Origin of the sequence: Bradyrhizobium macuxiense (genome assembly GCF_007993935.1) — a bacterium.
Classification (GTDB): domain Bacteria; phylum Pseudomonadota; class Alphaproteobacteria; order Rhizobiales; family Xanthobacteraceae; genus Bradyrhizobium; species Bradyrhizobium macuxiense_A.
Genome location: NZ_VITY01000018.1, coordinates 118396 through 142910, shown reverse-complemented (window position 1 = coordinate 142910; position 24515 = coordinate 118396). Strand labels below are relative to the sequence as shown.

General features: G+C 64.9%; 15 protein-coding genes. 5 read left to right on the top strand and 10 right to left on the bottom strand.

Annotation, left to right across the window (positions count from 1 at the left end):
- Positions 1-56: 56 nt before the first annotated feature.
- Positions 57-10625 (bottom strand): DUF5801 repeats-in-toxin domain-containing protein, encoded by a 10569-nt coding sequence (locus tag FBZ93_RS35425; protein ID WP_146992040.1) that lies wholly within the window; start codon positions 10623-10625, stop codon positions 57-59.
- A gap of 235 nt (positions 10626-10860) precedes the next feature.
- Between FBZ93_RS35425 and FBZ93_RS41520 the strand changes: the two genes are divergently transcribed.
- Positions 10861-11301 carry a hypothetical protein gene (locus tag FBZ93_RS41520; RefSeq protein ID WP_246667779.1) on the top strand — a complete coding sequence of 147 codons (441 nt, stop codon included), beginning with the start codon at positions 10861-10863 and terminating at the stop codon, positions 11299-11301.
- Between the two features lie 77 nt (positions 11302-11378).
- Here the strand turns inward: FBZ93_RS41520 and FBZ93_RS35415 are convergent, their stop codons facing one another.
- A complete protein-coding gene (locus FBZ93_RS35415) occupies positions 11379-11969 on the bottom strand; it encodes a DUF3617 domain-containing protein (protein WP_246667778.1) in 591 nt (196 codons plus the stop codon).
- A 224-nt stretch (positions 11970-12193) separates the two neighbouring features.
- A complete protein-coding gene (locus FBZ93_RS35410) occupies positions 12194-12760 on the bottom strand; it encodes a DUF3617 family protein (protein WP_167529361.1) in 567 nt (188 codons plus the stop codon).
- Positions 12761-13059: 299 nt separating this feature from the next.
- Between FBZ93_RS35410 and FBZ93_RS35405 the strand changes: the two genes are divergently transcribed.
- On the top strand, positions 13060-13434 hold the full coding sequence (locus FBZ93_RS35405; protein ID WP_146992038.1) for a hypothetical protein: 375 nt from the start codon (positions 13060-13062) through the stop codon (positions 13432-13434).
- 62 nt (positions 13435-13496) lie between these two features.
- Here the strand turns inward: FBZ93_RS35405 and FBZ93_RS35400 are convergent, their stop codons facing one another.
- The 5 genes from FBZ93_RS35400 to FBZ93_RS35380 all read right to left on the bottom strand — a co-directional run bounded on the left by FBZ93_RS35400 (position 13497) and on the right by FBZ93_RS35380 (position 18445).
- Positions 13497-13760 carry a hypothetical protein gene (locus tag FBZ93_RS35400; protein WP_146992037.1) on the bottom strand — a complete coding sequence of 88 codons (264 nt, stop codon included), beginning with the start codon at positions 13758-13760 and terminating at the stop codon, positions 13497-13499.
- 194 nt (positions 13761-13954) lie between these two features.
- On the bottom strand, positions 13955-14725 hold the full coding sequence (locus FBZ93_RS35395) for an SDR family NAD(P)-dependent oxidoreductase (RefSeq protein WP_146992036.1): 771 nt from the start codon (positions 14723-14725) through the stop codon (positions 13955-13957).
- 53 nt (positions 14726-14778) lie between these two features.
- Positions 14779-15576, bottom strand: coding sequence for an SDR family oxidoreductase (locus tag FBZ93_RS35390; protein ID WP_146992035.1), 798 nt, complete (start codon positions 15574-15576; stop codon positions 14779-14781).
- Entirely contained in the window at positions 15576-16964 is a 1389-nt protein-coding gene (locus FBZ93_RS35385; protein ID WP_146992034.1) for a transaminase, read from the bottom strand. The genes FBZ93_RS35390 and FBZ93_RS35385 overlap by 1 nt, the downstream gene beginning before the upstream one ends.
- Positions 16961-18445 (bottom strand): aldehyde dehydrogenase, encoded by a 1485-nt coding sequence (locus FBZ93_RS35380; RefSeq protein WP_146992033.1) that lies wholly within the window; start codon positions 18443-18445, stop codon positions 16961-16963. Before FBZ93_RS35380 ends, FBZ93_RS35385 begins: the two co-directional genes overlap by 4 nt.
- Before the next feature lie 223 nt (positions 18446-18668).
- Between FBZ93_RS35380 and FBZ93_RS35375 the strand changes: the two genes are divergently transcribed.
- The 3 genes from FBZ93_RS35375 (at position 18669) to FBZ93_RS35365 (ending at position 22065) form a co-directional block, all read left to right on the top strand.
- A complete protein-coding gene (locus FBZ93_RS35375; protein WP_146992032.1) occupies positions 18669-19931 on the top strand; it encodes a Tm-1-like ATP-binding domain-containing protein in 1263 nt (420 codons plus the stop codon).
- The gene (locus FBZ93_RS35370) at positions 19928-20593 is read left to right on the top strand and encodes an HAD family hydrolase (protein WP_146992031.1); all 666 of its coding nucleotides are present in this window, start codon (positions 19928-19930) and stop codon (positions 20591-20593) included. Before FBZ93_RS35375 ends, FBZ93_RS35370 begins: the two co-directional genes overlap by 4 nt.
- A 119-nt stretch (positions 20594-20712) precedes the next feature.
- Positions 20713-22065 (top strand): aminotransferase class III-fold pyridoxal phosphate-dependent enzyme, encoded by a 1353-nt coding sequence (locus FBZ93_RS35365; RefSeq protein ID WP_146992030.1) that lies wholly within the window; start codon positions 20713-20715, stop codon positions 22063-22065.
- 97 nt (positions 22066-22162) lie between these two features.
- On the opposite strand, the gene FBZ93_RS35360 is transcribed toward FBZ93_RS35365, so the two are convergent.
- Both FBZ93_RS35360 and FBZ93_RS35355 read right to left on the bottom strand, forming a co-directional pair.
- Positions 22163-22465 carry a hypothetical protein gene (locus FBZ93_RS35360; RefSeq protein ID WP_146992029.1) on the bottom strand — a complete coding sequence of 101 codons (303 nt, stop codon included), beginning with the start codon at positions 22463-22465 and terminating at the stop codon, positions 22163-22165.
- A complete protein-coding gene (locus tag FBZ93_RS35355) occupies positions 22462-24474 on the bottom strand; it encodes a tyramine oxidase (protein WP_146992028.1) in 2013 nt (670 codons plus the stop codon). Before FBZ93_RS35355 ends, FBZ93_RS35360 begins: the two co-directional genes overlap by 4 nt.
- Positions 24475-24515: the final 41 nt, after the last annotated feature.

The following is a 24515-nucleotide window of genomic DNA, read 5'->3' as shown; positions in this document are numbered from 1 at the left end:
ATAAAAAAATCCGCGGAGTCGCCTCCGCGGATTTTCGTTTTTGCCGCAAGCCTGGCCTAGTAAATATGAATGTTCGCGGCCGCCGGCACGCCGGTGCTCAGATGGGCGAGGTCCACCTTGTCGGAGCCGGTGCCATTTGCCGAGTACCAGAGCTCATGCGTCGTATTATTGAAGAAGAACTTGTTGGTGCTGGCGCTTTCGTTCCAGGCAGACGCGGCGTTCTGGTCTGCACCAGTCGCGGCCGATGACGTGAACTGGTTCGCCGGGAGCGGATTTGAAGTTCCTGCCGGGAGGCTTAGACCGGGCACGTCGAGAAGGACCAAGTCGCCGCTGTTGAAATCACTGATGGTAAAGTGGGCGGAGAGATTGAGGACGAACTTGTCGTTCCCACCATTACCAGTCAGCGTTTCAGCGCTTGCTCCGGCGACGATGACGTCATTTCCAGCAGTGCCCGTAAGGGTCGTTGCGCCATTGACGTTGACATCAAACGAGCCCGAAGTCGTGTCTCCGTCGCCGTCCTTTACACCCACGGTAAAGGGGACGTCAGTTTGACCATTGTTGACGAGCTCCGTAATTCCGGACAACAGGATCTTTGACTTGCCGGAAAGCTCATACAATTCCACGTAGTCGATATTTCCGTGTCCGTTGGCCGTAAGAGTGGTTCCATTGACCGACGAATCATAGACGCCGTGGGTCACCGTGCCGTCGAGGCTGTGCACGACATAGTCGATGATTGCCGTACCACCGATGGGGTTGACGGTGAATGTGATCTGATTTCCCGTTGCAACGGAAACAGCACCAGGCGCTGCGCCGTAAGTCCAATGATCGAGGTTGCTGTTATCGCCGACAGCCCCAAAATCAAACCGCATGAAATCGCCGGTATTGAAGTTGTTGCTGCTGACGCCTTCGCCCGACGCACTTGCGTTGACGAAATCCTGGGTCACCTGGAGAGACGTCAGCGTGTCGTGGGTCTCGTTGAGCCAGCTATTGACATTGAACAATCCGGTTGTGTGGTAGCCCGTCAAATTGGTTACGGGATTGCCGGTGGTGTCTGCCAATGTGGCATACACAACCGGTCCGGAACCACCCAGATTGGCCGGATTGACGGACAGCGACGTATACGCATCGAGGGTATGCAAGAGATCGAACGAGTAGGTCGATGTTGCCGAATTGAGGGTTACGGTAAAGACGTCCGCCCCATTGGCAACGCCATGCAGGACGCCGCTTGCATCGACATATTCCGAAACCGCAAATCCACCCGCCTGGATCGTCGTTGCTGTCGGATGTAGCGGATCCAGGGATACGCCCGTGAAGTACAGGGACGCAAGACCGTCCGCGCCCGTTATATATTGCAGATCTCCCGTGACGCTGAAGCCTGCCTGATTGGCAAGCACGCCGTGTTCTGCCGACGTCCAGGACGGACCGTCGTCGTGGAACGTGACATGCGTGCTGAGGTCGAGGTTCTGGCTGGCGCTGTCGCCGTCCTTGTCGGTGACCGTCGCTGTCAGCGTCACCAGACCACCGGTCAGGCTGATGCCTTCGCCGGTATCCGGGCTCGACGCGGTGTTCTCATGCACCGCGCGGTCCTGTGTCAGCGTCACGTTGCCCGTCGCCGGGTCGACCGCGAGCGTGAACACCAGCCACGCCGCCTGGTTGTCATGGCCGGCCACATAGCCGGACACCGTGTTGCCGGTCTGGTCGAGCACGACGCCAAGACCGGACGCGCTGTCGATCAGGTTGGTCGCGATACCGTTGTTCGCGATGCTCAGCGCATAGGCCGTGGTCGCGCCGTCGGCACCGGTCACCACCGTGAACGCGCCCGCGAAGCTCTCCTTGTCGAGCGTATGGCCCTGGGTCGGCGCCGCGTCCGGCGTCGAGCCGTTGATGCCGGCATTGGTCGCAGCCGAGAGGTACGCTTCGTAGGTGTTCAGCGACGCAACCGTCCCGCTCAGCTTGATCGACGGACCGTCGTCGTGGAACGTGATGTGGCTGCTCAGATCAAGGTTCTGGGCGGCGCTGTCGCCGTCCTTGTCGGTGACCGTCGCGGTCAGCGTCACCAGGCCACCAGTCAGGCTGATGCCTTCGCCGGTATCCGGGCTCGACGCCGTGTTCTCGTGCACCGCGCGATCCTGCGTCAGCGTCACACTGCCGGTCGCGGTGTTGACCGACAGCGTGAACACCAGCCAGGCGGCCTGATTTTCATGGCCGGCCACATAGCCGGAGATCGTGTTGCCGGTCTGATCGAGCACGACACCAAGACCGGAGGCGCTGTCGATCAGGTTGGTCGCGACCCCGTTGCCCGAGATGCCCAGCGTGTACGCCGTGATTGCGCCATCGGCGCCGGTCACCACCGTGAACGCGCCGGCGAAGCTCTCGGTGTCGAGAGCGTGCCCCTGCGTCGGCACCGCATCCGGCGTGGAGCCGTTGATGCCGGCATTGGTCGCAGCCGACAGATAGGCCTCAAAGGTGTTCAGGGAGTTGACGTTGCCGCTCAGCGAGATCGACGGGCCATCATCGTGGAACGTGACGTGCGTGCTCAGGTCGAGGTTCTGGGCGGCGCTGTCGCCGTCCTTGTCGGTCACCGTCGCCGTCAGCGTCACCAGGCCGCCGGTCAGGCTGATGCCTTCGCCGGTGTCCGGGCTGGAGGCGGTGAGCTCGTGGACCGCGCGGTCCTGTGTCAGCGTCACACTGCCGGTCGCCGTGTTGACCGTCAGCGTGAACACCAGCCACGCCGCCTGGCCCTCATGGCCGGCCACATAGCCGGACACCGTATTGCCGGTCTGGTCGAGCACCACGCCGAGACCGGAGGCGCTGTCGATCAGATTGGTCGCGACCCCGTTGCCCGAGATGCCCAGCGTGTACGCCGTGGTTGCGCCATCGGCGCCGGTCACCACCGAGAACGCACCGGCGAAGCTCTCGGTATCGAGCGCATGCCCTTGCGTCGGCACCGCATCCGGCGTCGAGCCGTTGATGCCGGCATTGGTCGCAGCCGACAGATAGGCTTCGAAGGTGTTCAGCGAGTTGACGTTGCCGCTCAGCGAAATCGACGGACCATCATCATGGAACGTGACGTGGGTGCTGAGGTCGAGGTTCTGCGCGGCGCTGTCACCGTCCTTATCGGTCACCGTCGCCGTCAGCGTCACCAGGCCGCCGGTCAGGCTGATGCCCTCGCCGGTGTCCGGGCTCGAGGCAGTGAGCTCGTGCACCGCGCGATCCTGCGTCAGCGTCACGTCACCGGTCGCGGTGTTGACCGCCAGCGTGAACACCAGCCACGCCGCGTCACCTTCATGGCCGGTCACATAGCCGGAGACCGTGTTGCCGCTCTGGTCGAGCACCACGGCAAGGCCGGAGGCGCTGTCGATCAGGTTGGTCGCGACCCCGTTGCCCGAGATGCTCAACGCATAGGCCGTGGTCGCATTGTCGGCGCCGGTCACCACCGTGAACGCGCCGGCAAAGCTCTCCTTGTCCAGCGCATGCCCCTGGGTCGGCACCGCATCCGGCGTCGAGCCGTTGACGCCGGCATTGGTCGAAGCCGACAGATAGGCTTCGAAGGTGTTCAGCGAGTTGACGTTGCCGCTCAGCGAGATCGACGGGCCGTCGTCGTGGAACGTGACGTGCGTGCTCAGATCAAGGTTCTGGCTGGCGCTGTCGCCGTCCTTGTCGGTGACCGTCGCGGTCAGCGTCACCAGACCGCCGGTCAGGCTGATGCCTTCGCCGGTGTCCGGGCTGGAGGCGGTGAGTTCGTGCACCGCACGATCCTGCGTCAAGGTCACGTCACCGGTCGCAGTGTTGACCGTCAAGGTGAACACCAGCCACGCCGCATCGTTGTCATGGCCGGTCACATAGCCGGACACCGTGTTGCCGCTCTGGTCGAGCACGACCGCGAGGCCGGAGGCACTGTCGATCAGGTTGGTCGGGGTGCCATTGGCCGCGATGCTCAGCGCATAGGCCGTGGTCGCATTATCGGCGCCGGTCACCACCGTGAACGCGCCGGCGAAGCTCTCCTTGTCGAGCGTATGACCCTGGGTCGGCACCGCGTCCGGCGTCGAACCGTTGACGCCCGCATTGGTCGAAGCCGACAGATAGGCTTCAAAGGTGTTCAGCGAACCGACGCGTCCGCTCAGCGAGATCGACGGACCGTCGTCGTGGAACGTGACATGCGAGCTGAGGTCGAGGTTCTGGGCGGCGCTGTCACCGTCCTTGTCAGTCACAGTCGCGGTCAGCGTCACCAGGCCGCCGGTCAGGCTGATGCCCTCGCCGGTATCCGGGCTCGACGCGGTGAGTTCGTGCACCGCACGATCCTGCGTCAAGGTCACGTCGCCGGTTGCGGTGTTGACTGCCAGCGTGAACACCAGCCACGCCGCGTCATTTTCATGACCGGTCACATAGCCGGAGATCGTGTTGCCGGTCTGATCCAGCACGACCGCGAGGCCGGATGCACTGTCGATCAGGTTGGTCGGGGTGCCATTGGCCGAGATGCTCAGCGCATAGGCCGTCGTCGCATTGTCGGCGCCGGTCACCACCGTGAACGCGCCGGCGAAGCTCTCCTTGTCGAGCGTATGCCCTTGCGTCGGCACCGCATCCGGCGTCGAGCCATTGATGCCGGCGTTGGTCGCAGCCGACAGATAGGCCTCAAAGGTGTTCAGGGAGTTGACGTTCCCGCTCAGCGAGATCGACGGACCGTCGTCGTGGAACGTGACGTGGCTGCTGAGATCGAGCTTCTGGGCGGCGCTGTCGCCGTCCTTGTCGGTCACCGTCGCGGTCAGCGTCACCAGGCCGCCGGTCAGGCTGATGCCCTCGCCGGTGTCCGGGCTCGAGGCGGTGAGCTCATGCACCGCGCGATCCTGCGTCAAGGTCACGTCACCGGTCGCGGTGTTCACCGCCAGCGTGAATACCAGCCAGGCGGCGTCGCCCTCATGACCGGTCACATAGCCGGAGATCGTGTTGCCGGTCTGGTCGAGCACGACGGCAAGACCAGAGGCGCTGTCGATCAGGTTGGTCGGGGTGCCATTGGCCGCGATGCTCAGCGCATAGGCCGTGGTCGCATTGTCGGCACCGGTCACAACCGTGAACGCGCCGGCAAAGCTCTCGGTATCGAGCGCATGGCCCTGGGTCGGCACTGCGTCCGGCGTCGAGCCATTGATGCCGGCATTGGTCGCAGCCGAGAGGTATGCCTCGTAGGTGTTCAGGGAGTTGACATTGCCGCTCAGCGAGATCGACGGGCCGTCGTCATGGAACGTGACGTGGCTGCTGAGGTCGAGATTCTGGGCGGCGCTGTCGCCGTCCTTGTCGGTCACCGTCGCGGTCAGCGTCACCAGGCCGCCGGTCAGGCTGATGCCTTCGCCGGTATCCGGGCTCGAGGCGGTGAGCTCATGCACCGCGCGGTCCTGCGTCAAGGTCACATCGCCGGTTGCGGTGTTGACGGACAGCGTGAACACCAGCCACGCCGCGTCATTTTCATGACCGGTCACATAGCCGGAGATCGTGTTGCCGGTCTGATCGAGCACGACGGCAAGGCCGGAGGCGCTGTCGATCAGATTGGTCGGGACCCCGTTGGCCGAGATGCTCAGCGCATAGGCCGTCGTCGCATTGTCGGCGCCGGTCACCACCGTGAACGCACCGGCGAAGCTCTCGGTGTCGAGCGCATGGCCCTGGGTCGGCACTGCGTCCGGCGTCGAACCGTTGATGCCGGCATTGGTCGCAGCCGACAGATAGGCCTCATAGGTGTTCAGGGAGTTGACATTCCCGCTCAGCGAGATCGACGGACCGTCGTCGTGGAACGTGACGTGGCTGCTGAGGTCGAGGTTCTGCGCGGCGCTGTCGCCGTCCTTGTCGGTGACCGTCGCGGTCAGCGTCACCAGGCCGCCGGTCAGGCTGATGCCCTCGCCGGTGTCCGGGCTCGAGGCGGTGAGCTCGTGCACCGCGCGGTCCTGCGTCAAGGTCACGTCGCCGGTCGCGGTGTTCACCGACAGTGTGAACACCAGCCAGGCGGCGTCATTTTCATGACCGGTCACATAGCCGGAGATCGTGTTGCCGGTCTGATCGAGCACGACGGCAAGGCCGGAGGCGCTGTCGATCAGATTGGTCGGGACCCCGTTGGCCGAGATGCTCAGCGCATAGGCCGTCGTCGCATTGTCGGCGCCGGTCACCACCGTGAACGCACCGGCGAAGCTCTCGGTGTCGAGCGCATGCCCTTGCGTCGGCACCGCATCCGGCGTCGAGCCGTTGATGCCGGCGTTGGTCGAGGCCGAGAGGTATGCCTCAAAGGTGTTCAGCGAACCAACTCGGCCGCTCAATCCAATTGACGGGCCGTCGTCATGGAACGTGACGTGGCTGCTGAGGTCGAGGTTCTGGGCGGCGCTGTCGCCATCCTTGTCGGTGACCGTCGCGGTCAGCGTCACCAGGCCGCCGGTCAGGCTGATGCCTTCGCCGGTGTCCGGGCTCGAGGCGGTGAGCTCATGCACCGCGCGGTCCTGGGTCAGCGTCACGTCGCCGGTTGCGGTGTTGACGGACAGCGTGAACACCAGCCACGCCGCGTCATTTTCATGACCGGTCACATAGCCGGAGATCGTGTTGCCGGTCTGATCGAGCACGACGGCAAGGCCGGAGGCGCTGTCGATCAGATTGGTCGGGACCCCGTTGGCCGAGATGCTCAGCGCATAGGCCGTCGTCGCATTGTCGGCGCCGGTGACCACCGTGAACGCACCGGCGAAGCTTTCGGTGTCGAGCGCATGGCCCTGGGTCGGCACTGCATCCGGCGTCGAGCCGTTGATGCCCGCGTTGGTCGCGGCCGACAGATAGGCCTCGAAGGTGTTCAGCGAGTTGACGTTGCCGCTCAGCGTCACCGACGGACCATCGTCGTGGAACGTGACATGCGAGCTGAGGTCGAGGTTCTGCGCGGCGCTGTCGCCGTCCTTGTCGGTGACCGTCGCGGTCAGCGTCACCAGGCCATTGGACAGGCTGATGCCTTCGGCCGTGTCCGGGCTGGAGGCGGTGAGCTCGTGGACCGCGCGATCCTGCGTCAGCGTCACGTCGCCGGTCGCGGTGTTCACCGCCAGCGTGAACACCAGCCAGGCGGCGTCGCCTTCATGGCCGGTCACATAGCCGGAGATCGTGTTGCCGGTCTGGTCCAGCACGACGCCAAGACCGGAGGCGCTGTCGATCAGGTTGGTTGCCGTGCCGTTGCCGGCAATGCTCAGCGTGTATGCCGTGGTCGCATTGTCGGCGCCCGTCACAACCGTGAATGCACCGGCGAAGCTCTCGGTATCGAGCGCATGGCCCTGGGTCGGCACCGCATCCGGCGTCGAGCCGTCGATGCCGGCATTGGTCGCAGCCGACAGATAGGCTTCAAAGGTGTTCAGCGAGTTGACGTTGCCGCTCAGCGTGATCGACGGACCATCGTCGTGGAATGTGACATGCGAGCTGAGGTCGAGGTTCTGGGCGGCGCTGTCACCGTCCTTGTCGGTGACCGTCGCGGTCAGCGTCACCAGGCCACCAGTCAGGCTGATGCCCTCGCCGGTGTCCGGGCTCGAGGCAGTGAGCTCGTGGACCGCGCGGTCCTGCGTCAAGGTCACGTCGCCGGTCGCGGTGTTCACCGCCAGCGTGAACACCAGCCACGCCGCGTCACCTTCATGACCGGTCACGTAGCCGGACACGGTGTTGCCGGTCTGATCCAGCACCACGCCGAGACCGGAGGCACTGTCGATCAGATTGGTCGCCGTGCCGTTGCCGGCAATGCTCAGCGTGTACGCCGTGGTCGCGCCGTCGGCGCCAGTCACCACCGTGAACGCGCCGGCGAAGCTCTCGGTATCAAGCGCATGGCCCTGGGTCGGCACCGCATCCGGCGTCGAGCCGTCAACGCCCGCGTTGGTCGCCGCCGACAGATAGGCCTCGAAGGTGTTCAGCGAATTGACGTTCCCGCTCAGCGTGATCGACGGACCATCGTCATGGAACGTCACATGCGAGCTGAGGTCGAGCTTCTGGCTCGCGCTGTCGCCGTCGTTGTCGGTCACGGTCGCGGTCAGCGTCACCAGGCCGCCGGTCAGGCTGACGCCTTCGCCGGTGTCCGGGCTGGATGCGGTGAGCTCGTGGACCGCGCGATCCTGCGTCAGCGTCACGTCACCCGTCGCGGTGTTGACCGCCAGTGTGAACACCAGCCAGGCGGCGTCACCTTCATGGCCGGTCACATAGCCGGAGACCGTGTTGCCGCTCTGGTCGAGCACGACGGCAAGGCCGGAGGCGCTGTCGATCAGATTGGTCGCGGTGCCGTTGGCCGCGATGCTCAGCGCATAGGCGGTGGTCGCATTGTCGGCGCCGGTCACCACCGTGAACGCGCCGGCAAAGCTCTCGGTGTCGAGCGCATGCCCCTGGGTCGGCACCGCATCCGGCGTCGAACCGTCGACGCCCGCGTTGGTCGCCGCCGACAGATACGCCTCAAAGGTGTTCAGCGAGCCAATTTTTCCGGTCAGCGCGATCGACGGGCCATCATCGTGGAAGGTGACATGCGAGCTGAGGTCGAGCTTCTGGGCGGCGCTGTCGCCGTCCTTGTCGGTGACCGTCGCCGTCAGCGTCACCAGACCTTCGTTCAGGCCGATGCCTTCGCCGGTATCCGGGCTCGACGCCGTGTTCTCGTGCACCGCGCGATCCTGCGTCAAGGTCACGTCGCCGGTCGCCGTGTTCACCGTCAGTGTGAACACCAGCCAGGCGGCGTCACCTTCATGCCCGGTCACATAACCAGAGATCGTGTTGCCGGTCTGGTCGAGCACAACGCCGAGACCAGAGTTGCTGTCGATCAGGTTGGTCGCCGTACCGTTGCCGGCAATGCTCAGCGTGTACGCCGTGGTCGCGTTGTCAGCGCCGGTCACAACCGTGAACGCACCGGCGAAGCTTTCGGTATCCAGCGCATGGCCCTGAGTCGGCACTGCGTCCGGCGTCGAGCCGTTGACACCCGCATTGGTCGCGGCCGACAGATAGGCCTCGAAGGTGTTCAGCGAACCAACCGTCCCGCTCAGCGAGATCGACGGACCATCGTCATGGAACGTGACATGGGTGCTCAGGTCGAGCTTCTGGCTCGCGCTGTCGCCGTCATTGTCGGTCACGGTCGCCGTCAGCGTCACCAGGCCGCCGGTCAGGCTGATGCCTTCACCGGTGTCCGGGCTCGAGGCGATGTTCTCGTGCACCGCGCGATCCTGCGTCAGCGTCACGTCGCCGGTTGCGGTGTTCACCGACAGCGTGAACACCAGCCAGGCCGCCTGGCCCTCATGGCCGGCGACATAGCCGGAAATCGTGTTGCCGCTCTGGTCGAGCACCACGCCGAGACCGGAGGCGCTGTCGATCAGATTGGTCGCGGTGCCGTTGGCTGCGATGCCCAGCGCATAGGCCGTGGTGGCGCCGTCGGCGCCGGTCACGATCGTGAACGCATGGGCAAAGCTCTCGGTGTCGAGCGCATGCCCCTGCGTCGGCGACGCATCCGGCGTCGAGCCGTTGATGCCGGCATTGGTCGCGGCCGACAGATAGGCCTCGAAAGTGTTCAGCGAGCTCGCCGTCCCGCTCAGCGAGATCGCCGGGCCGTCGTCGAGGAAGGTCAGATGCGGACCGACATCGGCGGTCGCGGTGCCCGTCTGGTTGAAGACGTCGGTCACCGTCGCCGTCAGCGTCACCATCCCGGCCGGCAGATGCACGCCTTCATTGATGTCACCGCCAACCTCGCCGGTGCCCTCGTGCATCGAGCGAAGATCGGTCAGCGTGATGTGGCCGGTGGCATCAACCGAGATCGTGAAGTCAGCGAGGCCATTCTGGCCGCCTTCCCGGCCGACGATCTGTCCGTTCTCCTGGAACAGGAACACGTGATTGCCGGTCTGCGAATCGATCAGGCCGGAGTCAACGCCTTGCGCGCTGATCGACAGCGCGAACGCCACCGACTTCTCGCCACCGGGCGCCGTGATGGTGAACGGCATCAGCCCGGTCGCCACGGTCGCACCTGCCGGTCCAAGCCCGGAGCCGGCGATGCCGTTGGTCGCAACAGTCAGGAAGCTCTCATCCACCGCGAGGTCCGGCGCGACGCCGAGCGAGATGGTGGGTTTGGCAGGTGTCGAGCCCTGCGGAAGCGTGGTACCGGTCGGGCCCGTGTCATTAGAACCCGGCAGTCCCTCCGGTCCAGCCAGCACGTTGGTGGGCACGGGATCCAGCGGATCAACCGCGAACGGACTGAAATTCGCGCCGCTCGCCTGCGCGTTGCCGTTCGAGTTGCCGCCGTTGTCGGCCGCCGGCAACACGGAGCCATCCGTGCCGATCGGAAACAGGCTTGCAAATTCCTGCACCGAGACGTCGCGACCAGGCGCCATCTCGATGGTGATGCCGTCCGCACGGGAGTCGAAGAACGGCTCAACCGTGACGGTCGACTGGTTGTCGAACAGGATGATCAGCTTTTCGCCGATATGAACCAGCGTGATCTTTTCGTTGGCGATCGACGAAAAGTCGACCTTCGCCTTCTGGTCGTATCCGAGATTGACGACCACTGCCTGATCGGTCAGCGGCTTGGTCAGCTTGTAAACTCGTACGGGAGCTGAATTGGTGGAAGAATTGCCGGTGCCGGTAGCCTGAGCGACCTGAAACGAACCCTGCATTATCAACTCCGCAAAATGCGATTAGAGGAAAAGTTGTAGAAAAATTTAGTTTTAGGCTATTGTTAACCCTCCCCCCGGTCAAGGAATGTATTTGGTTAATCAATGCTTTCCGTGGAAGTGTGGTAAAGATCGGACAGGTCGGGGCTGCAAGAACAACGGCTTAGCCCGTTTAACTTGGTCGAAAGGCAGTATTTGCCCGGCCCTGCTCGTCCTGATCGGCGATTTGGAGCGGTCGATGCGTGTGATTCTTCAGGCGTGTGCCGCCGTTTTGATTTGCGGCTCTTTCGGTGCGGCGGCCGCGCAAGCCCCACAACAACCAGTCCCCTCCGAGACCACGGTCGAACGCCAGTATCGGGCGCTCGCCAACCGGGACACCCAAATCGGCATTTACCTCAACGTATTGCCTGATTGCACGTCGGGGCCGCTGCCGACCATCCGGCTGGTCAGTCCACCTACTGCCGGCAAGGTTGTGGTGAAGTCAGCGAAGGCCAAAGCGACCAATTACAAGGCCTGCCTGGCGCTCGAGGTGCCCGCCTATGTCGCCTTCTACAAGGCGCCGCCCGAATTCCTCGGCGACGATGTCTTGACCATCGAGGTCAAGTACCAGGGCGGCCGCACCGAGATTCAGAAGATCACCGTCAAGGTCAGCGGGCCCGGCGGCCAGCAGAAGATCTGACGGCGCCGCAGGCGATCTTGGCCCCGCCGATTTAACGGGTGCATCGGCACAAAGCCGCGCCGGGCCTGAACGCCGCCCTAGAGCGGCTCGCCCTCGGCCGTCTCCTGCTCCAGATCATGCGAGGCCTCGGTCGGTGCGGCGGCCGGCTGGCCAAGCTGTGCCCGCTCCTCGTGACAATCGCTGATCCGGCGAGCGACCACCCGGTCCGTCCGCGGCGCCTGGCCATGGACTTCATTGACCTCGGTATAGGCCTCGTCGCTCAGCACCGTGATGACGGTGCTGACCGGCCCCATGTAGTCGCAGCGGTTGGAGAAGACGTACCTGTTATTCACCTTCTCCGGCCTTGAGGAATGGCAGTTTCCGATCGACGGCGACGAGAACGTCGCCTTCATCGCCTGGGTCGGGTCGACACAGCGCAGCATCTCGCGCTCAAGCAGCTTTTGCCGGACATTCGTGGGCGACACGAGCTCCAGCGTCCGCACGAACCGCCACATCCCTTTCCGGAAGGTCGGCCCGCTGAAGCTCTCCTCGGCCACGGCGCCGTGGGAAGCGAGCAAGGACACGGAAAGCGCGATCACGGCGCCAAGCGCGCAGGCGAAGACCCTCGACTGCCCGAAGCCCTCACGCGAAGTCATTTGATGAATCCTTATCGGCTGCACGATGCGCATCGCGTGACTTCACTTGAAGCACGCCAAACCTCACTTCATTCCAGAACACTTCGCGTTAAGGTCGAGTAAATACTGGCCCTTTTTGGTTGAGGTTCTCGGCTGTCGGATCGAAGCCCCACGAAAGAGCCTGGTCCGGGCCCGCCGCGAATCGCGGCCCATTCCTCAGCGCCCCAGGAGCTGATCCTGGCAAGCTCGCCGACTAGCCTTTCTGGCTGATCGCCAACCTAGTGCTGCAAACGCGCCGGAGCTGACTTTTCGGAGTTGGCGGCACCCCCGTCGTCGCAGTCGCCGATCCTGGTCGCGACGACCGTGTCGGTCCTCGGATTCTCTCCGGTGCTGACCTCGTTGAGCTCGGTATAGGCCTCGTCGCTGCGTACCGTGATGACGGTGCTGACCGTGCCCATGTAATCGCACCGATGCCCGAAGGTGTAGCGATTGCCGACCTTTTCCGGCTTGTCCGAGACGCAGCTTCCGATCGGTTCTGGCGAGAAGGTGGCCTTCATGGCGAAGGTCGGGTCGACGCAGCGCGTCGTCTCCGCGTTGACCACCCGATACTTGAAATTCTTGTTCGCAGTCCTGACGACGTCGAGCGTTCGGATGAAGCGCCACAGGCCCTTGCGAAAGCTGGGACCAGAGAAGGAATGAGTGTCCTGAGCGGGCTGAGCCGCCGTGTCCCGGCCGCTCGCCGGTTGAGGAAATGGTGCCTGTGCATGCGCCGTCAGCGACGACGCGGAGACAATCATCAAGGTCAGCAGCGAACCTGCAATGGCACCACGGAAGTTCATTCCCACCCCCGACGTTCGTCCGAACCCGTTCGCGTTGCGATCCGGTCAGGCTCTCGAAGCAGTCCCACGAAACGACTCAAGCACCCCTCACCACTTGCAGGCCAATTGTGGCCAGTAAAGGCACGTTGTCGCAGCAGGACTGCCGTCAACCTAATTCCGTTCCACTGCAGCAAACTTGCAACACCCGGCGCTCGAACCCTGTGTCTACCTCTGCCGCAGGTTTGACCTTGGAGCCTTTTTTTGCTCATTTAGCGCGAGTTATTTTTCCTCAATTACTTAGCCTATCGCTGCACGAGGGGGCACTGATGCGTATTCGAATTGGCTACATGGTCGCCGGCATTTTGGCTTTGGGTGCAGCACTCTCGGGCACTTCCGGGACGGCGGCGGCCGCGGATCTCGGCCTGGTCACGAAGGCACCGGTCGGCACCTGCACCGAGATCGTGTTCACCTGCGAGAACGGCCATCAGTATCCGCTGTGCCCGCGCGCCGTGTCGGTCGAGGGCGAGGTGGTCACGGCCTCCCTGCTCACCGGCCGTGGCGGCATCCATGTGCGGCACGTTCCGATGGGCGTCGGCTATCGCTACGCGGGCCGCGGCATCTGGCTGGACGGCTTCCGGGAAAACGCGCTGCTCAACTTCGGCAAGCACCATCAGGTGGCCTGCACCATCGCGCACTCATGAGTGCGCGCTCTGCGTCGATCCAATCGGCGTGACGCAGAGCAGCTAAGCCGCTGGGCTGCTCCTCACCCCTTGGTGCGGAGCACGACGCGCGACGATCGCGAGAACATATACGCCTTCGGATGGACATAGACCGGGCAGTAATCCTGCCACTGGTACAGCTGCCAATTCCATTTCCAGCAGCCCGATTCAATCTGCGGCTCCTGCACGTAGTCCAGCCGGTACGGCGGATCGCCAAACGGATAGATCTCGCCGGATCGCGCGGCCGTCGACGACAGGACGACGATGGAAGCGGCCGCCGCAATGATCACAGAAAATGACTTGTTCATAACGCCCCTCGATCGAATGACGTGACGGCGCGAGAGTGCCAAATCCACCTGGCCTGATCAAGGTGCCGGCGGCCACACTCCGACACCAATCGACCGCTCCAGAGCGTTTTCGAGCGAAGTGGATCCCGGTTCGCGTCAAGAAAACGCGTCAGAAAAAATCTAGAGCCGCGTTCCGTTTTAATCGGAACGCGGCTCTAGACCGCGCGATTCTGCGTCGGCGAGCGGCCACCGCCGTCCGCGACCAGCACCGCCCCCGTCACGAACGACGCTTCGTCGGAGGCCAGGAACAGGCAGCATGCCGCGATCTCGGCAGGCTCAGCCATCCGTCCCAAAGCGATCCGCCGTTCGACGCCGCGAAACTCGGTCTCGGCGGTGGTGCCGTTCTGGTCCGCGAGCAGCTGCATTTCATAGGCGCTCATCGGCGTCCGCACCCAGCCGGGCGCGACGGCATTGACTCTGACGCCATCGGCGCCGTGGGCGTAGGCCAGCGAACGCGTATAGGCGACGACGGCCGCCTTGCTGGCGGCGTAGCTTGCGCTGTCCGGGCTGGCGTTGAACGCGGCCACCGAGGCGATGTTGACGATCGCGCCGCCGCGCTGCCGCAGCAGCGGCAACGATGCCCGGCAGACCCGCATGGTCCCCGTCAAGTTCACATCGAGCGTTTTGGCCCAGACCTCGTCGGAGACGCTGGCGGGCTGATCCGGCACGATCAGGCCGGCGGCGTTGACGACGATGTCGAGCCACGCGCCGCACGCAGCGACGGCTTTGGCAATGTCGTCCGGACACGTGACGTCGCCATGGACCGCCTGCCCGCCGCACTCCGCAGCGGCGACCTGAAGCTCGGCATCACCCAAGCCAAACAGCACGACCCGCGCGCCGCTCAACGCCAGCAGCACAGCGGTGGCCTGGCCGATCCCGGTGGCTGCGCCGGTCACCAGCGCGGTCTTTCCGTCCAGCCGCGGCATCAGAGCATGATCCGGAAAAGTGGAAACCGGTTTTCCGAAGAGATCATGCCCATTTAGACTCCCCACTGCCGTTCGACGGCGAACCCGGTCTCCGGCAAGGTCGAGCCGCCGTCGACGACGATGGTCTGCCCGGTGACGTATCTGGCCTCAGCGGACGCGAGATAGAGCATCGCGCAGGCGATGTCGTCGGCGCTCCCCATGTGTCCCATCGGAATGAAGCGTTCGAGCCTCGCCTTGTTCTCCGGCGCGCTCATGGTGCCGCGGCCCGGCTTCTCGATGAAGCCGGCCTCGACGCCGTTGACCGTGATGCCGTCGCGAGCGAGCTCGAAGGCGGCACCGCGGATGAACGCGTTCGCGCCGGCCTTGGCCGCCGAGTAATGCGCACCGCCGCCCATCGCAACGCGCGCGGACACCGAGGACGTCACGAGGATGCGTCCGAACTTGTTGGCGCGCATATGCGGAATCGCCGCCTGTGCAAGCCAGATACTGGCGTTCAGGTTCAGCGCCAACGTCTCGTCGAGCTTGGCTTCGTCGAGTTCTTCCAGTGGGGCCCACGGACAACCGCCGGCATTGTGCACGACGATATCGAGCCGGCCGCATCTGGCGGCGATATCGTCAACCATTGCACGCAAGCTGCCACGATCGAGCTTGTCGAACGGGACGCAATGTGCCGTCCATCCATCCGCCGCCAATTCGCGCGCCAGCGCCTCGGCCACATCAGGCGTGCGGTTGGCGATCACCACGGTCGCGCCGGCCTGCGCGAGCCGCCTCACGATCGCGGCGCCGATCCCCCTGCCGCCGCCGGTGACGATCGCGACCCTGCCGTCAAGATTGAACGGAGGCGCCGGCATCAGATTGCTCCCGCTCCGCGCAGCAGATCGATGAACTGCGCGAACACCGCGGTGTGCTTGTCGACGTCCCGCGCCGAGGTCGCCGGACACATCAGCAGCATGGTATGGAATGGCGTCACCAGAATGCCCTCGTTCATGTAGAACGCGTGCAGCAAGATCTCGAGATCGGGTTGACGGCCTGCAATCACGTCGGCGCCGCTGCGCGGCGCCTGCGGCATGAACATGATCTCGGCGCGCGCGCCGATCTGCGTGACGTGCCAGGGCAGACCGGCCGCCGCGATCAGCCGGCGCGCCTCCTGCGCGAGCGAGGTCGCGGTGCCGATCATCCGCTGGTAATTCGCTGAGGTCAGGACTTGCTCCAGCACCGCGCGCATGGTGGCGACCGTCAGCGCGTTGCCGGCGAGCGTGCCGCCGAAGCCAAGATGCGCGGACTGCCGCTCGCGCGGATTGACGTGCGGGACGAGCTTCCACAGCCGCTCGGCGATCTCCTCGCTGAGGCCGAATACGCCCGCCGGAATGCCGCCCGCGATCGCCTTGCCCGCGACGAAGATGTCAGGCTCGAGCCCGTGGCTCGCCGTGTAGCCGCCCGGTCCGCAGGACAGCGTGTGGGTCTCGTCGATGATCAGCACGGTGCCGGCGCGCCGGGTCAGGTCGCGCAGAGCCTTGTGAAAACCGGGATCGACCGGGATCATGCCGAAATTCGTCATCAGCGGCTCGGTCAGCACGCAGGCGACGTCGCCCTGCGCCAGCGCCGCTTCAAGTGCCGCGACATCGTTGAATTCGACCACCCGGCTCACGGCGTCATGGTCGATGCCGTTGGGATGGATCATGTTGCGCAGGCCGACCCGGCCGTCGCGGATCTCGACATGCGCCTCCTCGACGCCGCCATGATAGCAGCCGGAGAACACCAGCACCTTGCGCCGGCCGGTGATCATGCGCGAGATGCGGATCGCTGCGCGGTTGGCATCGGTCGCCGACGTCGTCAGTGTCCAGTATTTCGGACCAAAGCGGCGCGACAGCTCGGCGCCGACCCAGATGCTGTCCTCGGTCGGCAGCATCATGGTCGCGCCGCGCTTGAGCTGTGCCAGCGCGGCTTCCGTCACCGCCTCGGGCGCGTGCCCGCACATTCCGCCGGTATCGCCGAGGCAGAAATCGATATAGTCGCGCCCGTCGATATCCCGGATATGCGCGCCCTGCGCTTCCTCGGCATAGATCGGAAAACCGCCGGCCCAGCGCCGCATCCAGTGCGACGGACCGCCATAGAGATAGTGCTGCCGGCCTTCCTGCCACGCCGCAGCCGATCGCGGATGCAGGGTACGAAAGCGTTCCTGCTCGGCATCGAGCAATCGGTTCAGCACGCCGGTGCGTGCGGCAGCCAAAGATGTCATAGCGCGATCCAGGCGGTCTTGAGGTCGGTATAGGCGTCGAGGGCGTGGAGCGACCTGTCGCGTCCGAAGCCTGATTGCTTGAAGCCGCCGAGCGGCACCGTGATGTCGGCGCCGCCATAGGCGTTGACGTGCACAACGCCGGCCTTGATGGCGCGCACCATGCGGTGCGCTGTCGACAGGCTTCCGGTCCACACCGCCGATGCAAGTCCGTACGGCGTTGCATTCGCGAGCGCAGTCGCATCGTCCTCGCCGTCGAACCGCGTGACTGCCAGCACCGGGCCGAACACCTCCTCGCGCCAGACCTCCATCGACGGCGTCACCTCGGCGAGGATCGCAGGCGCCATGAAGTTGCCGCCGCTCCCGGCGCGAAGCTGCTCGCCGCCGATCAGCCGCTTCGCACCCTGCGCTTCCGCGCGGGCAACCGCGTCCAGGTTCTTGCGCAGCTGCACTTGGCTCGAAATCGCGCCGACATCGGAAGTCAGGTCGAGGGGATCACCAACCCTGAGCTTGGCGGTGGCATCGAGCAGTTCGGCCATGAAGCGATCATAGACCTGCGACTGCACCAGCAGCCGCGAGCCGGCGACGCAGACCTGGCCCGAGTTGCGGAAGATGCCGTTCGCAGAGACCTTGGCCGCATGCTTGATGTCGGGCACATCGGCGAACACGATGTTGGGCGACTTGCCGCCGAGCTCGAGATGAACCCGCTTCAGGTTCGACCGCGCCGAGCATTCCAGCAGGCGGCGACCGACCGCGCCCGAGCCGGTGAAGGCGAGCACATCGACATCCATATGCAGCGCGAGCGCCTCGCCGGCCGATGCGCCTCGGCCGGTGACGACGTTGAGCACGCCGTCCGGCAGCCCCGCCTCGCTCGCAAGCTCGGCAAGCCGCAGCAGCGTGAGCGACGCCAGCTCCGGCGGCTTGACCACGACCGAGTTGCCGGCGGCAAGCGCAGGAGCGATCTTCCAGGCGCCGATCATCAGCGGGAAATTCCACGGAACGATGACGCCGACGACGCCGAGCGGCTCGCGATGCACCAGCCCGAGCACATCACCCGAGGTCGGCGCGATCTCGCCATACACCTTGTCGATCGCCTCGGCGTAATAGCGGACAGTGCCCGCCGCCGACAGCGGCTCGGCCTTGTAGGCCATACCGATCTCGGTGCCGTTGTCGCGTACGCCGAGCACCGCGATCTCGAGCGCGTGCTGCTCGATGAGATCGGCGAACCGCAGCAGCACCTTCTTGCGGAGCGCGGGCGCCGCGCGCGACCAGCTGCCCTGCTCGAAGGCCTGCCGCGCCTGTTTCACCGCACGGTCGACATCGGCCGCATCGCCATCTGCGATGGTCGTCAGCACCTGGCCGTCGATCGGCGATACCACATCAAGCCGCGCTTCACTGACCGCCCGCGCAGGCCGGCCGCCGATGAAGAGCTGCTGGGCCGGAATTGCGGCGGATCGGTACAGATCGATCTGGGCTTGCTGCATGCGGGATCATTGTGACGGTGACGAAAGCTAATCCCGAGTAAGGATCGCTGGCATGGCGCAATCCTCGCCAAATCAATGCCTTGGCAGCAATCAACCGATAGGTGGATGTCACGGCGGCTACTCCCCTCATAGCGTGATCGCACGATGGCCGAACGCTCTGCACGCTCGGTGCAAACCAGTCGCCCACGATCATTCACGCCTGCCGGCGAGCACTGACAAGGTCATGCCTGAGATTACGCAGCCCCGCATTCTCCTGATCGGAACGGGAGACACCAAGGCCGACGAACTGCTGTTCATGAGCGAGTGCATCGCGCGCGCCGGCGGCACAACCATCATGATGGACATCAGCGTGCTCGGCGATCCGCCGTACCAGGTGGCGCATGACAAGCACGCGGTGGCGGCTGCCGCGCAAACCACGATCGCGGCGATTGCATCGAGCGGCGACGAGAACTCCGCGATGTCGCTGATGGCGATTGGCGCCGCAAATCTGGCGCGCGAGCTCGCGGCGCGCGAAGCCATCGACGGCGTGATCGCGATCGGCGGCACGATGGGCACCGACCTCGCGCTCGACGTCGCGCAGGCGCTGCCGCTCGGCCTGCCGAAGCTGATCGTCTCGACCGTCGCATTCTCGCATCTGATCCCGCCCGAGCGCGTCGCCGCCGACCTGATGATGATCCTGTGGGCCGGCGGCCTCTACGGCCTCAACGGCACCTGCACCGCGGTGCTGTCGCAAGCCTGCGGCGCGATCGTCGGCGCGGCACGGAGCGCGATCAAGCCTCGCAAGGACCGGCCGGTGGTTGCGATCACCTCGCTCGGCAAGAGCTGCCTGCGCTACATGGTCGAGCTGAAGCCTCAGCTCGAGCGGCGCGGCTACGAGGTGGTCGTCTTCCACACCACCGGCATGGGCGGCCGCGCGATGGAGTCGATCGCCGCGCAAGGCGGCTTCGCCGCCGTGCTCGATCTCAGCCTGCAGGAAGTCGCCAATCAGCTCACCGGCTCGGTGGTCAATTCCGGCGCCGATCGGCTGGAGAATGCAGGCAAAGCAGGCATTCCGCAGATCGTCGCTCCCGGCGCGATCGACATGGTGGACTTCCCGGCGTGGCTTGGGATTCCCAGCGAATTGTCGGATCGTCCGTTCCACGCGCACAACCGGCTGCTCGCGTCGGCGACGTCGGGGGCAGCCGATCGCCGCAGGATCGCAGGCGCGATTGCCGAGAAACTGGCCCGCGCCAGTGCGCCGGTCGCCTTCGTACTGCCCGGCGGCGGCATCCAGCAATGGGACCGCGAGGGTGAAGCGCTGCACGACCCCGACGCCCTCACAGCCTTCGTCGACGCGATGCGATCGGCGATCCAGCCGCCGGTCGAACTGCACGAGATCAAGGACCACATCAACAGCACGACGTTCAATGAAACCGTGCTCGGCATCTTCGACCGCTGGGTCGCCGCCGGCATCATCCGTCCCGGCCGCGCGACGGTCGCCGCATGACGAGACCGCTCGCCAAGGCGCTGGTGCTCGACTTCGGCGGCGTGATCTCGAAGACCCTGTTCGAGACCCATGATTTGACCGAGCGCGCGCTCGGGCTCGCACCGTGCACGCTGAAATGGCTCGGACCGTTCGCGACCGACAGCGATCCACTGTGGGCGGCGATGCAGCGCGGCGAGATTTCCGAACGCGACTACTGGCTGACCCGCAGCCGCGAGGTCGGGCGCATGGTCGGCGAGGACTGGCGCGACATGGAAACCTTCGTGAAACGCGCGCGCGGCGCCGATCCCGAAACCGTGATCCGCCCCGAGGCGGCGCGCGCGATCACCCTCGCCGCCGACGCCGGATTCCGGCTCGCCATCCTCTCGAACGAGCTCGACCTGTTCTATGGCGCGGATTTCCGCAGCCGGCTGTCCATCCTCAAGCGCTTCGATACCATCGTCGATGCGACCCATACCGGGATCCTGAAACCCGACCCGCGCGCCTATCAAAGCGTGCTGGACGAACTGGCGCTGGAGGCAGACAATTGCGTCTTCGTCGACGACCAGCGCCGCAACATCACGGGCGCCGCCGCATGCAACATGCGCACGGTGCTGTTTGACGTGCGCAACCCGGCCGCGTCTTACAGCGAGGCGCTGCGGCATTTCGGGCTGCAATTCGAGTAACGCGTTTTCGAGCGAAGTGGATACCGGTTCGCGTGAAGAAAGCGCGCCAAAACCAGAAGCTGGAACCCCGTTCCGATTCCATCGGAACGGAAAAGGCTCCAGCCGGACAGAGAGCGATCATGCGCGACAGAAACTTCCTGGTTGAGAACAACGCCAAGCCGATCTGGCACCCGATGGCCCACCCCGCCGAGATGCGGGCGCAGCCGCCGCGGATCGTGATGAAGGGCGAAGGCGTTCATGTCACCGACATCGACGGCAAGACCGTGATCGATGCGGTCGGCGGCCTGTGGAACGTCAACCTCGGCTACAGCTGCGATCCGATCAAGCAGGCGATCGCAGACCAGCTCAGTGCGCTGCCGTATTATTCGGGGTTCCGCGGCACCTCATCCGGTCCCTCGATCGAGCTCGCCTACGAGCTCACCGAATGGTTCAAGCCGGAGGGCATGGTGCGCGCCTTCTTCACCTCGGGCGGATCGGACTCGGTCGAGACCGCGCTGCGGCTGGCGCGGCAATACTGGAAGATCAAGGGCCAGGCCGACCGCACCAAATTCCTGGCGCTGAAGAAGGGCTATCACGGCACCCATTTCGGCGGCGCCTCCGTCAACGGCAACGCCAATTTCCGCCGCAACTATGAGCCGATGCTGCCCGGCGTGTTCCATATCCCGGCGCCGTCGACCTATCGTAATCCCTTCAACGAGACCGATCCCGCAAAGCTCGCACAGCTCTGCGCGGCTGCGATGGAGGAAGAGATCGCCTTCCAGGGCGGCGACACCATCGCCGCCTTCATCATGGAGCCGGTGCTGGGCGCCGGCGGCGTGATCGTGCCGCCGGACAGCTTCATGACACTCGTGCGCGAAATCTGCGACCGCCACGGCATCCTGATGATCGCGGACGAGGTCGTCACCGGCTTCGGGCGCACCGGCGCGTGGTCGGGCTCGCGGCTGTGGGGCGTGAAGCCCGACATGATGACGATGGCCAAGGCGATCACCTCGGGCTATTTCCCACTCGGCGCGACGCTGATCGGCGAGCAGGTCGCGGAAGCCTTCGAGGCTGATGCGACGACGTTCGGCTCGATCGGCCATGGCTACACCTATTCGGGCCATCCGGTCGGCTGCGCCGCGGGCATTGCGGCGCTCGCCGAGACCCGCCGCCTCAAGCTCGACGAGAATGCCGCCGCACGCGGCAAAGACCTTGCGCAGGCGCTGGCTGCGCTCAAGGCCAAGCATCTGCTGGTCGGCGACGTCAGGGGCAAAGGTTTGATGGCCGCGCTCGAGCTGGTGGCCGATCGCGACAGCAAGAAGCCCGCCGACAAGAAGACCATGGCGAAGGTCGCAGATAGCGCCTACGAGGCCGGCGTGATGCTGCGCGTCTCCGGCAACAACCTCATCCTGTCCCCGCCCCTCATCCTCACCTCACTGGATGTGAAGGCGATCGCCGAAGGGATCGACGCCGGCCTCTCGGCGGCCGGCTGATACGCGCTGAAGCGACGATGCAATCCATGCCTCCCACAAGCGGCCCGATGGATTGCTTCGCGTCGCTCGCTATGACGGGGATAGGGCTACGCAAAGATCATCGCGCGCTGACGCACGCGATGGCGCGCTCAAATGGCGCGCCGTCCGCCTTATCGTGATCAAGGCAATCGGCCAGCGATGCCGCAGACATCCTTTGATCGGTGCAGAATATCCGCATGAAGTCCTCAGCAAGTGCGACCTTGCGCGGCGCGGATTGGCGCTCCCAATCGCTGCTGCTCAGATACAGCAAGGATGCATCGTCAGCGCTGCTGTCGGGCGAAATGGCCGCGGCGGGCGCCGCCGCCAACAGCGCCAGCAGCGCGCCGGCCATCGCGCCCAGGCGATGCGCGCGACCACTCATTTGCTCTCCCTGGCATTCACCATCGGCGGCACGTCGAGCGCGGGATTGCGATCGAAGAAGTTGAACGGCCGCAGCCGGAAGCCATGCCACAGGCCGGGCATGACAGGCCAATCCTCGGCGCGCGGCACGTGGCGGAAGCCGACCGTGTACCACAGCACGAGGTCGCGGTCCTCGATCGGCCGCTTCGCCGCGGTCCATTTCGGCAGGCCGTCGACGTCGGGGTTTTCGTTCGGATACATGCCCGCGGCGTAGCGCTCATCCCTGGCGTAGGCCGAGGTCCAGAGCGTGTAGGCGCTGAAGCCTGCGCGTAGCTGAATCGGATCGTCCTTGGCGAGCAGCGAGACGTCGGAATGGCCCGGCATGATCTGATAGCTCGTCCGATAGCCCTGCTTGTTGGTCTTGCCCGTACTCTCGATCCTGAACTGCGCGGCGCTCAGCGGCGTGGTGACCGGGCCTTCGGTGGCGACCGGCTTGGTGTCGACCTGCCACAGGCTCTTGCGCTGGCCCTGCTCTAGCTGCCGGACGCTGAAGCGATCCTCGACCAGCCGGTTCGAGGTACCGTCGACGTCCATATCGATCCGGAACGTCATGTAGTGATCGTGATTGACCGCGAGCAGCCGCTCGTCGACCAGCGTCCCATAGGCCGTATCCTGCGCGGCGGTCGGGTCGCTCAACGTCTTGCTCGCCACGCCCTTGGTCGCGTCAATGCCGTAGGCGCCGAGCCGGACGTCGATATTGCCGGCACGGTCGAACACATAGTCCACGAGGTAGTCGTAATTGCCGACCACCGGGGCCATCCGCACCACCAGCTCGTTGTTCGGCCGCACCTCGGCGGTGTTGTTGATCAGCTCGCTGTGGCGCCAGATCGGATCGCCGGTCGGACGCTCGAAGATGCAGACCGCGCCCTTGGCGACGACCGGATTGCCCTTGGTGTCCGAGATCGTCAGGTCGAGGAAATGCGCCCCTTCAGGACAGTCGATGCCACGCTGCAATTCGCTGGAGAGCACGCCAAAACCGTATTCGCCGATATCCATATAGGCGCGGAACGACCAGGTCGGCGCCGGATCCATATAGGGCACGAACATCTCGCTCGCAGAGATCTGATAGGCGATGTCGCGGAACGTGCCGTGGTCGTCGTAGCGGATCAGCGACAGCACCGCGCCGACGCGCGGCTCGAGGCGGACATGGAACGACCAATTGTCCCAGCGGACCTGGCCGCCCTCCACTTTCACGTTGCTGCCCTCGGGCGCCGTGATCTCGATCGGCTTCGGCGGCTTGCGGTATTTTCCGGAGTCGGCATAGGCGTGCGAGGGCGACTGCGGCGGTGGCGGCACCACGCCGAGATCGGTCACCGACAGCACCGTCTTGCTCTTGAGATCGACCTGGGCCACCAAATTCTCGATCGGCTTGCCCCAGAGATTGTTGGCAGCGCCCGTGGTGTCAACACAGGGCACGTTGAGCAGGCGGCGGCCTTTCATGGCCGGGTCGCTCACCGGCCCGACCGTCAGCGGTAGGCACATGACGTTGCGGAAATCGGTGATGCCGCGCTTGGCCATCGCGGCGATCCAGCGCGGGTCCTGCTTCGGCAGGTCGCCTGCAGACATCAATTCGTCGATGGTCAGCGCGGCTTCATGATCGCTGACCTCGTCCCAGCCGACCAGGCTGCGCGCGGCGAGATCGATGTGGGCTTCGTAGAGATGCCCGCCGCTCAGCAGCGTCGCGTTCGCCCGGCGTGCGAAGGGCTGTCCGGACTTCCACGCCCGCACCTCGTCCTTGGGATCCTCCTCGACAGTCATCGAGACGACGCGCGCGGCATCGTCGAGCTTGCCGGCGCCACGGAGGATTTCGGAGACCGAACGGATCTCGTCGGTGGTCAACCCATCCATCGGGTGCGTCGCGGCCGCCTGCGGCCACATCCTGCGCTCGGCCTGCGCCGGCAACGGCGCCGCCATCGTCGCCGCAACCAGGCCCGCCACCGCCCATCCGTATCCCCGAAATATCAGAGCCATCACGCCCTCCACTCAAAGCCAGAACTATCAGAATACAAGCA

Coding starts and splice junctions, on each gene's coding strand:
- FBZ93_RS35425 (WP_146992040.1), bottom strand. CDS start 10,625: ATGCAGGGTTCGTTTCAGGTCGCTCAGGCTACCGGCACCGGCAATTCT.
- FBZ93_RS41520 (WP_246667779.1), top strand. CDS start 10,861: ATGCGTGTGATTCTTCAGGCGTGTGCCGCCGTTTTGATTTGCGGCTCT.
- FBZ93_RS35415 (WP_246667778.1), bottom strand. CDS start 11,969: ATGCGCATCGTGCAGCCGATAAGGATTCATCAAATGACTTCGCGTGAG.
- FBZ93_RS35405 (WP_146992038.1), top strand. CDS start 13,060: ATGCGTATTCGAATTGGCTACATGGTCGCCGGCATTTTGGCTTTGGGT.
- FBZ93_RS35400 (WP_146992037.1), bottom strand. CDS start 13,760: ATGAACAAGTCATTTTCTGTGATCATTGCGGCGGCCGCTTCCATCGTC.
- FBZ93_RS35395 (WP_146992036.1), bottom strand. CDS start 14,725: ATGCCGCGGCTGGACGGAAAGACCGCGCTGGTGACCGGCGCAGCCACC.
- FBZ93_RS35390 (WP_146992035.1), bottom strand. CDS start 15,576: ATGCCGGCGCCTCCGTTCAATCTTGACGGCAGGGTCGCGATCGTCACC.
- FBZ93_RS35385 (WP_146992034.1), bottom strand. CDS start 16,964: ATGACATCTTTGGCTGCCGCACGCACCGGCGTGCTGAACCGATTGCTC.
- FBZ93_RS35380 (WP_146992033.1), bottom strand. CDS start 18,445: ATGCAGCAAGCCCAGATCGATCTGTACCGATCCGCCGCAATTCCGGCC.
- FBZ93_RS35375 (WP_146992032.1), top strand. CDS start 18,669: ATGCCTGAGATTACGCAGCCCCGCATTCTCCTGATCGGAACGGGAGAC.
- FBZ93_RS35370 (WP_146992031.1), top strand. CDS start 19,928: ATGACGAGACCGCTCGCCAAGGCGCTGGTGCTCGACTTCGGCGGCGTG.
- FBZ93_RS35365 (WP_146992030.1), top strand. CDS start 20,713: ATGCGCGACAGAAACTTCCTGGTTGAGAACAACGCCAAGCCGATCTGG.
- FBZ93_RS35360 (WP_146992029.1), bottom strand. CDS start 22,465: ATGAGTGGTCGCGCGCATCGCCTGGGCGCGATGGCCGGCGCGCTGCTG.
- FBZ93_RS35355 (WP_146992028.1), bottom strand. CDS start 24,474: ATGGCTCTGATATTTCGGGGATACGGATGGGCGGTGGCGGGCCTGGTT.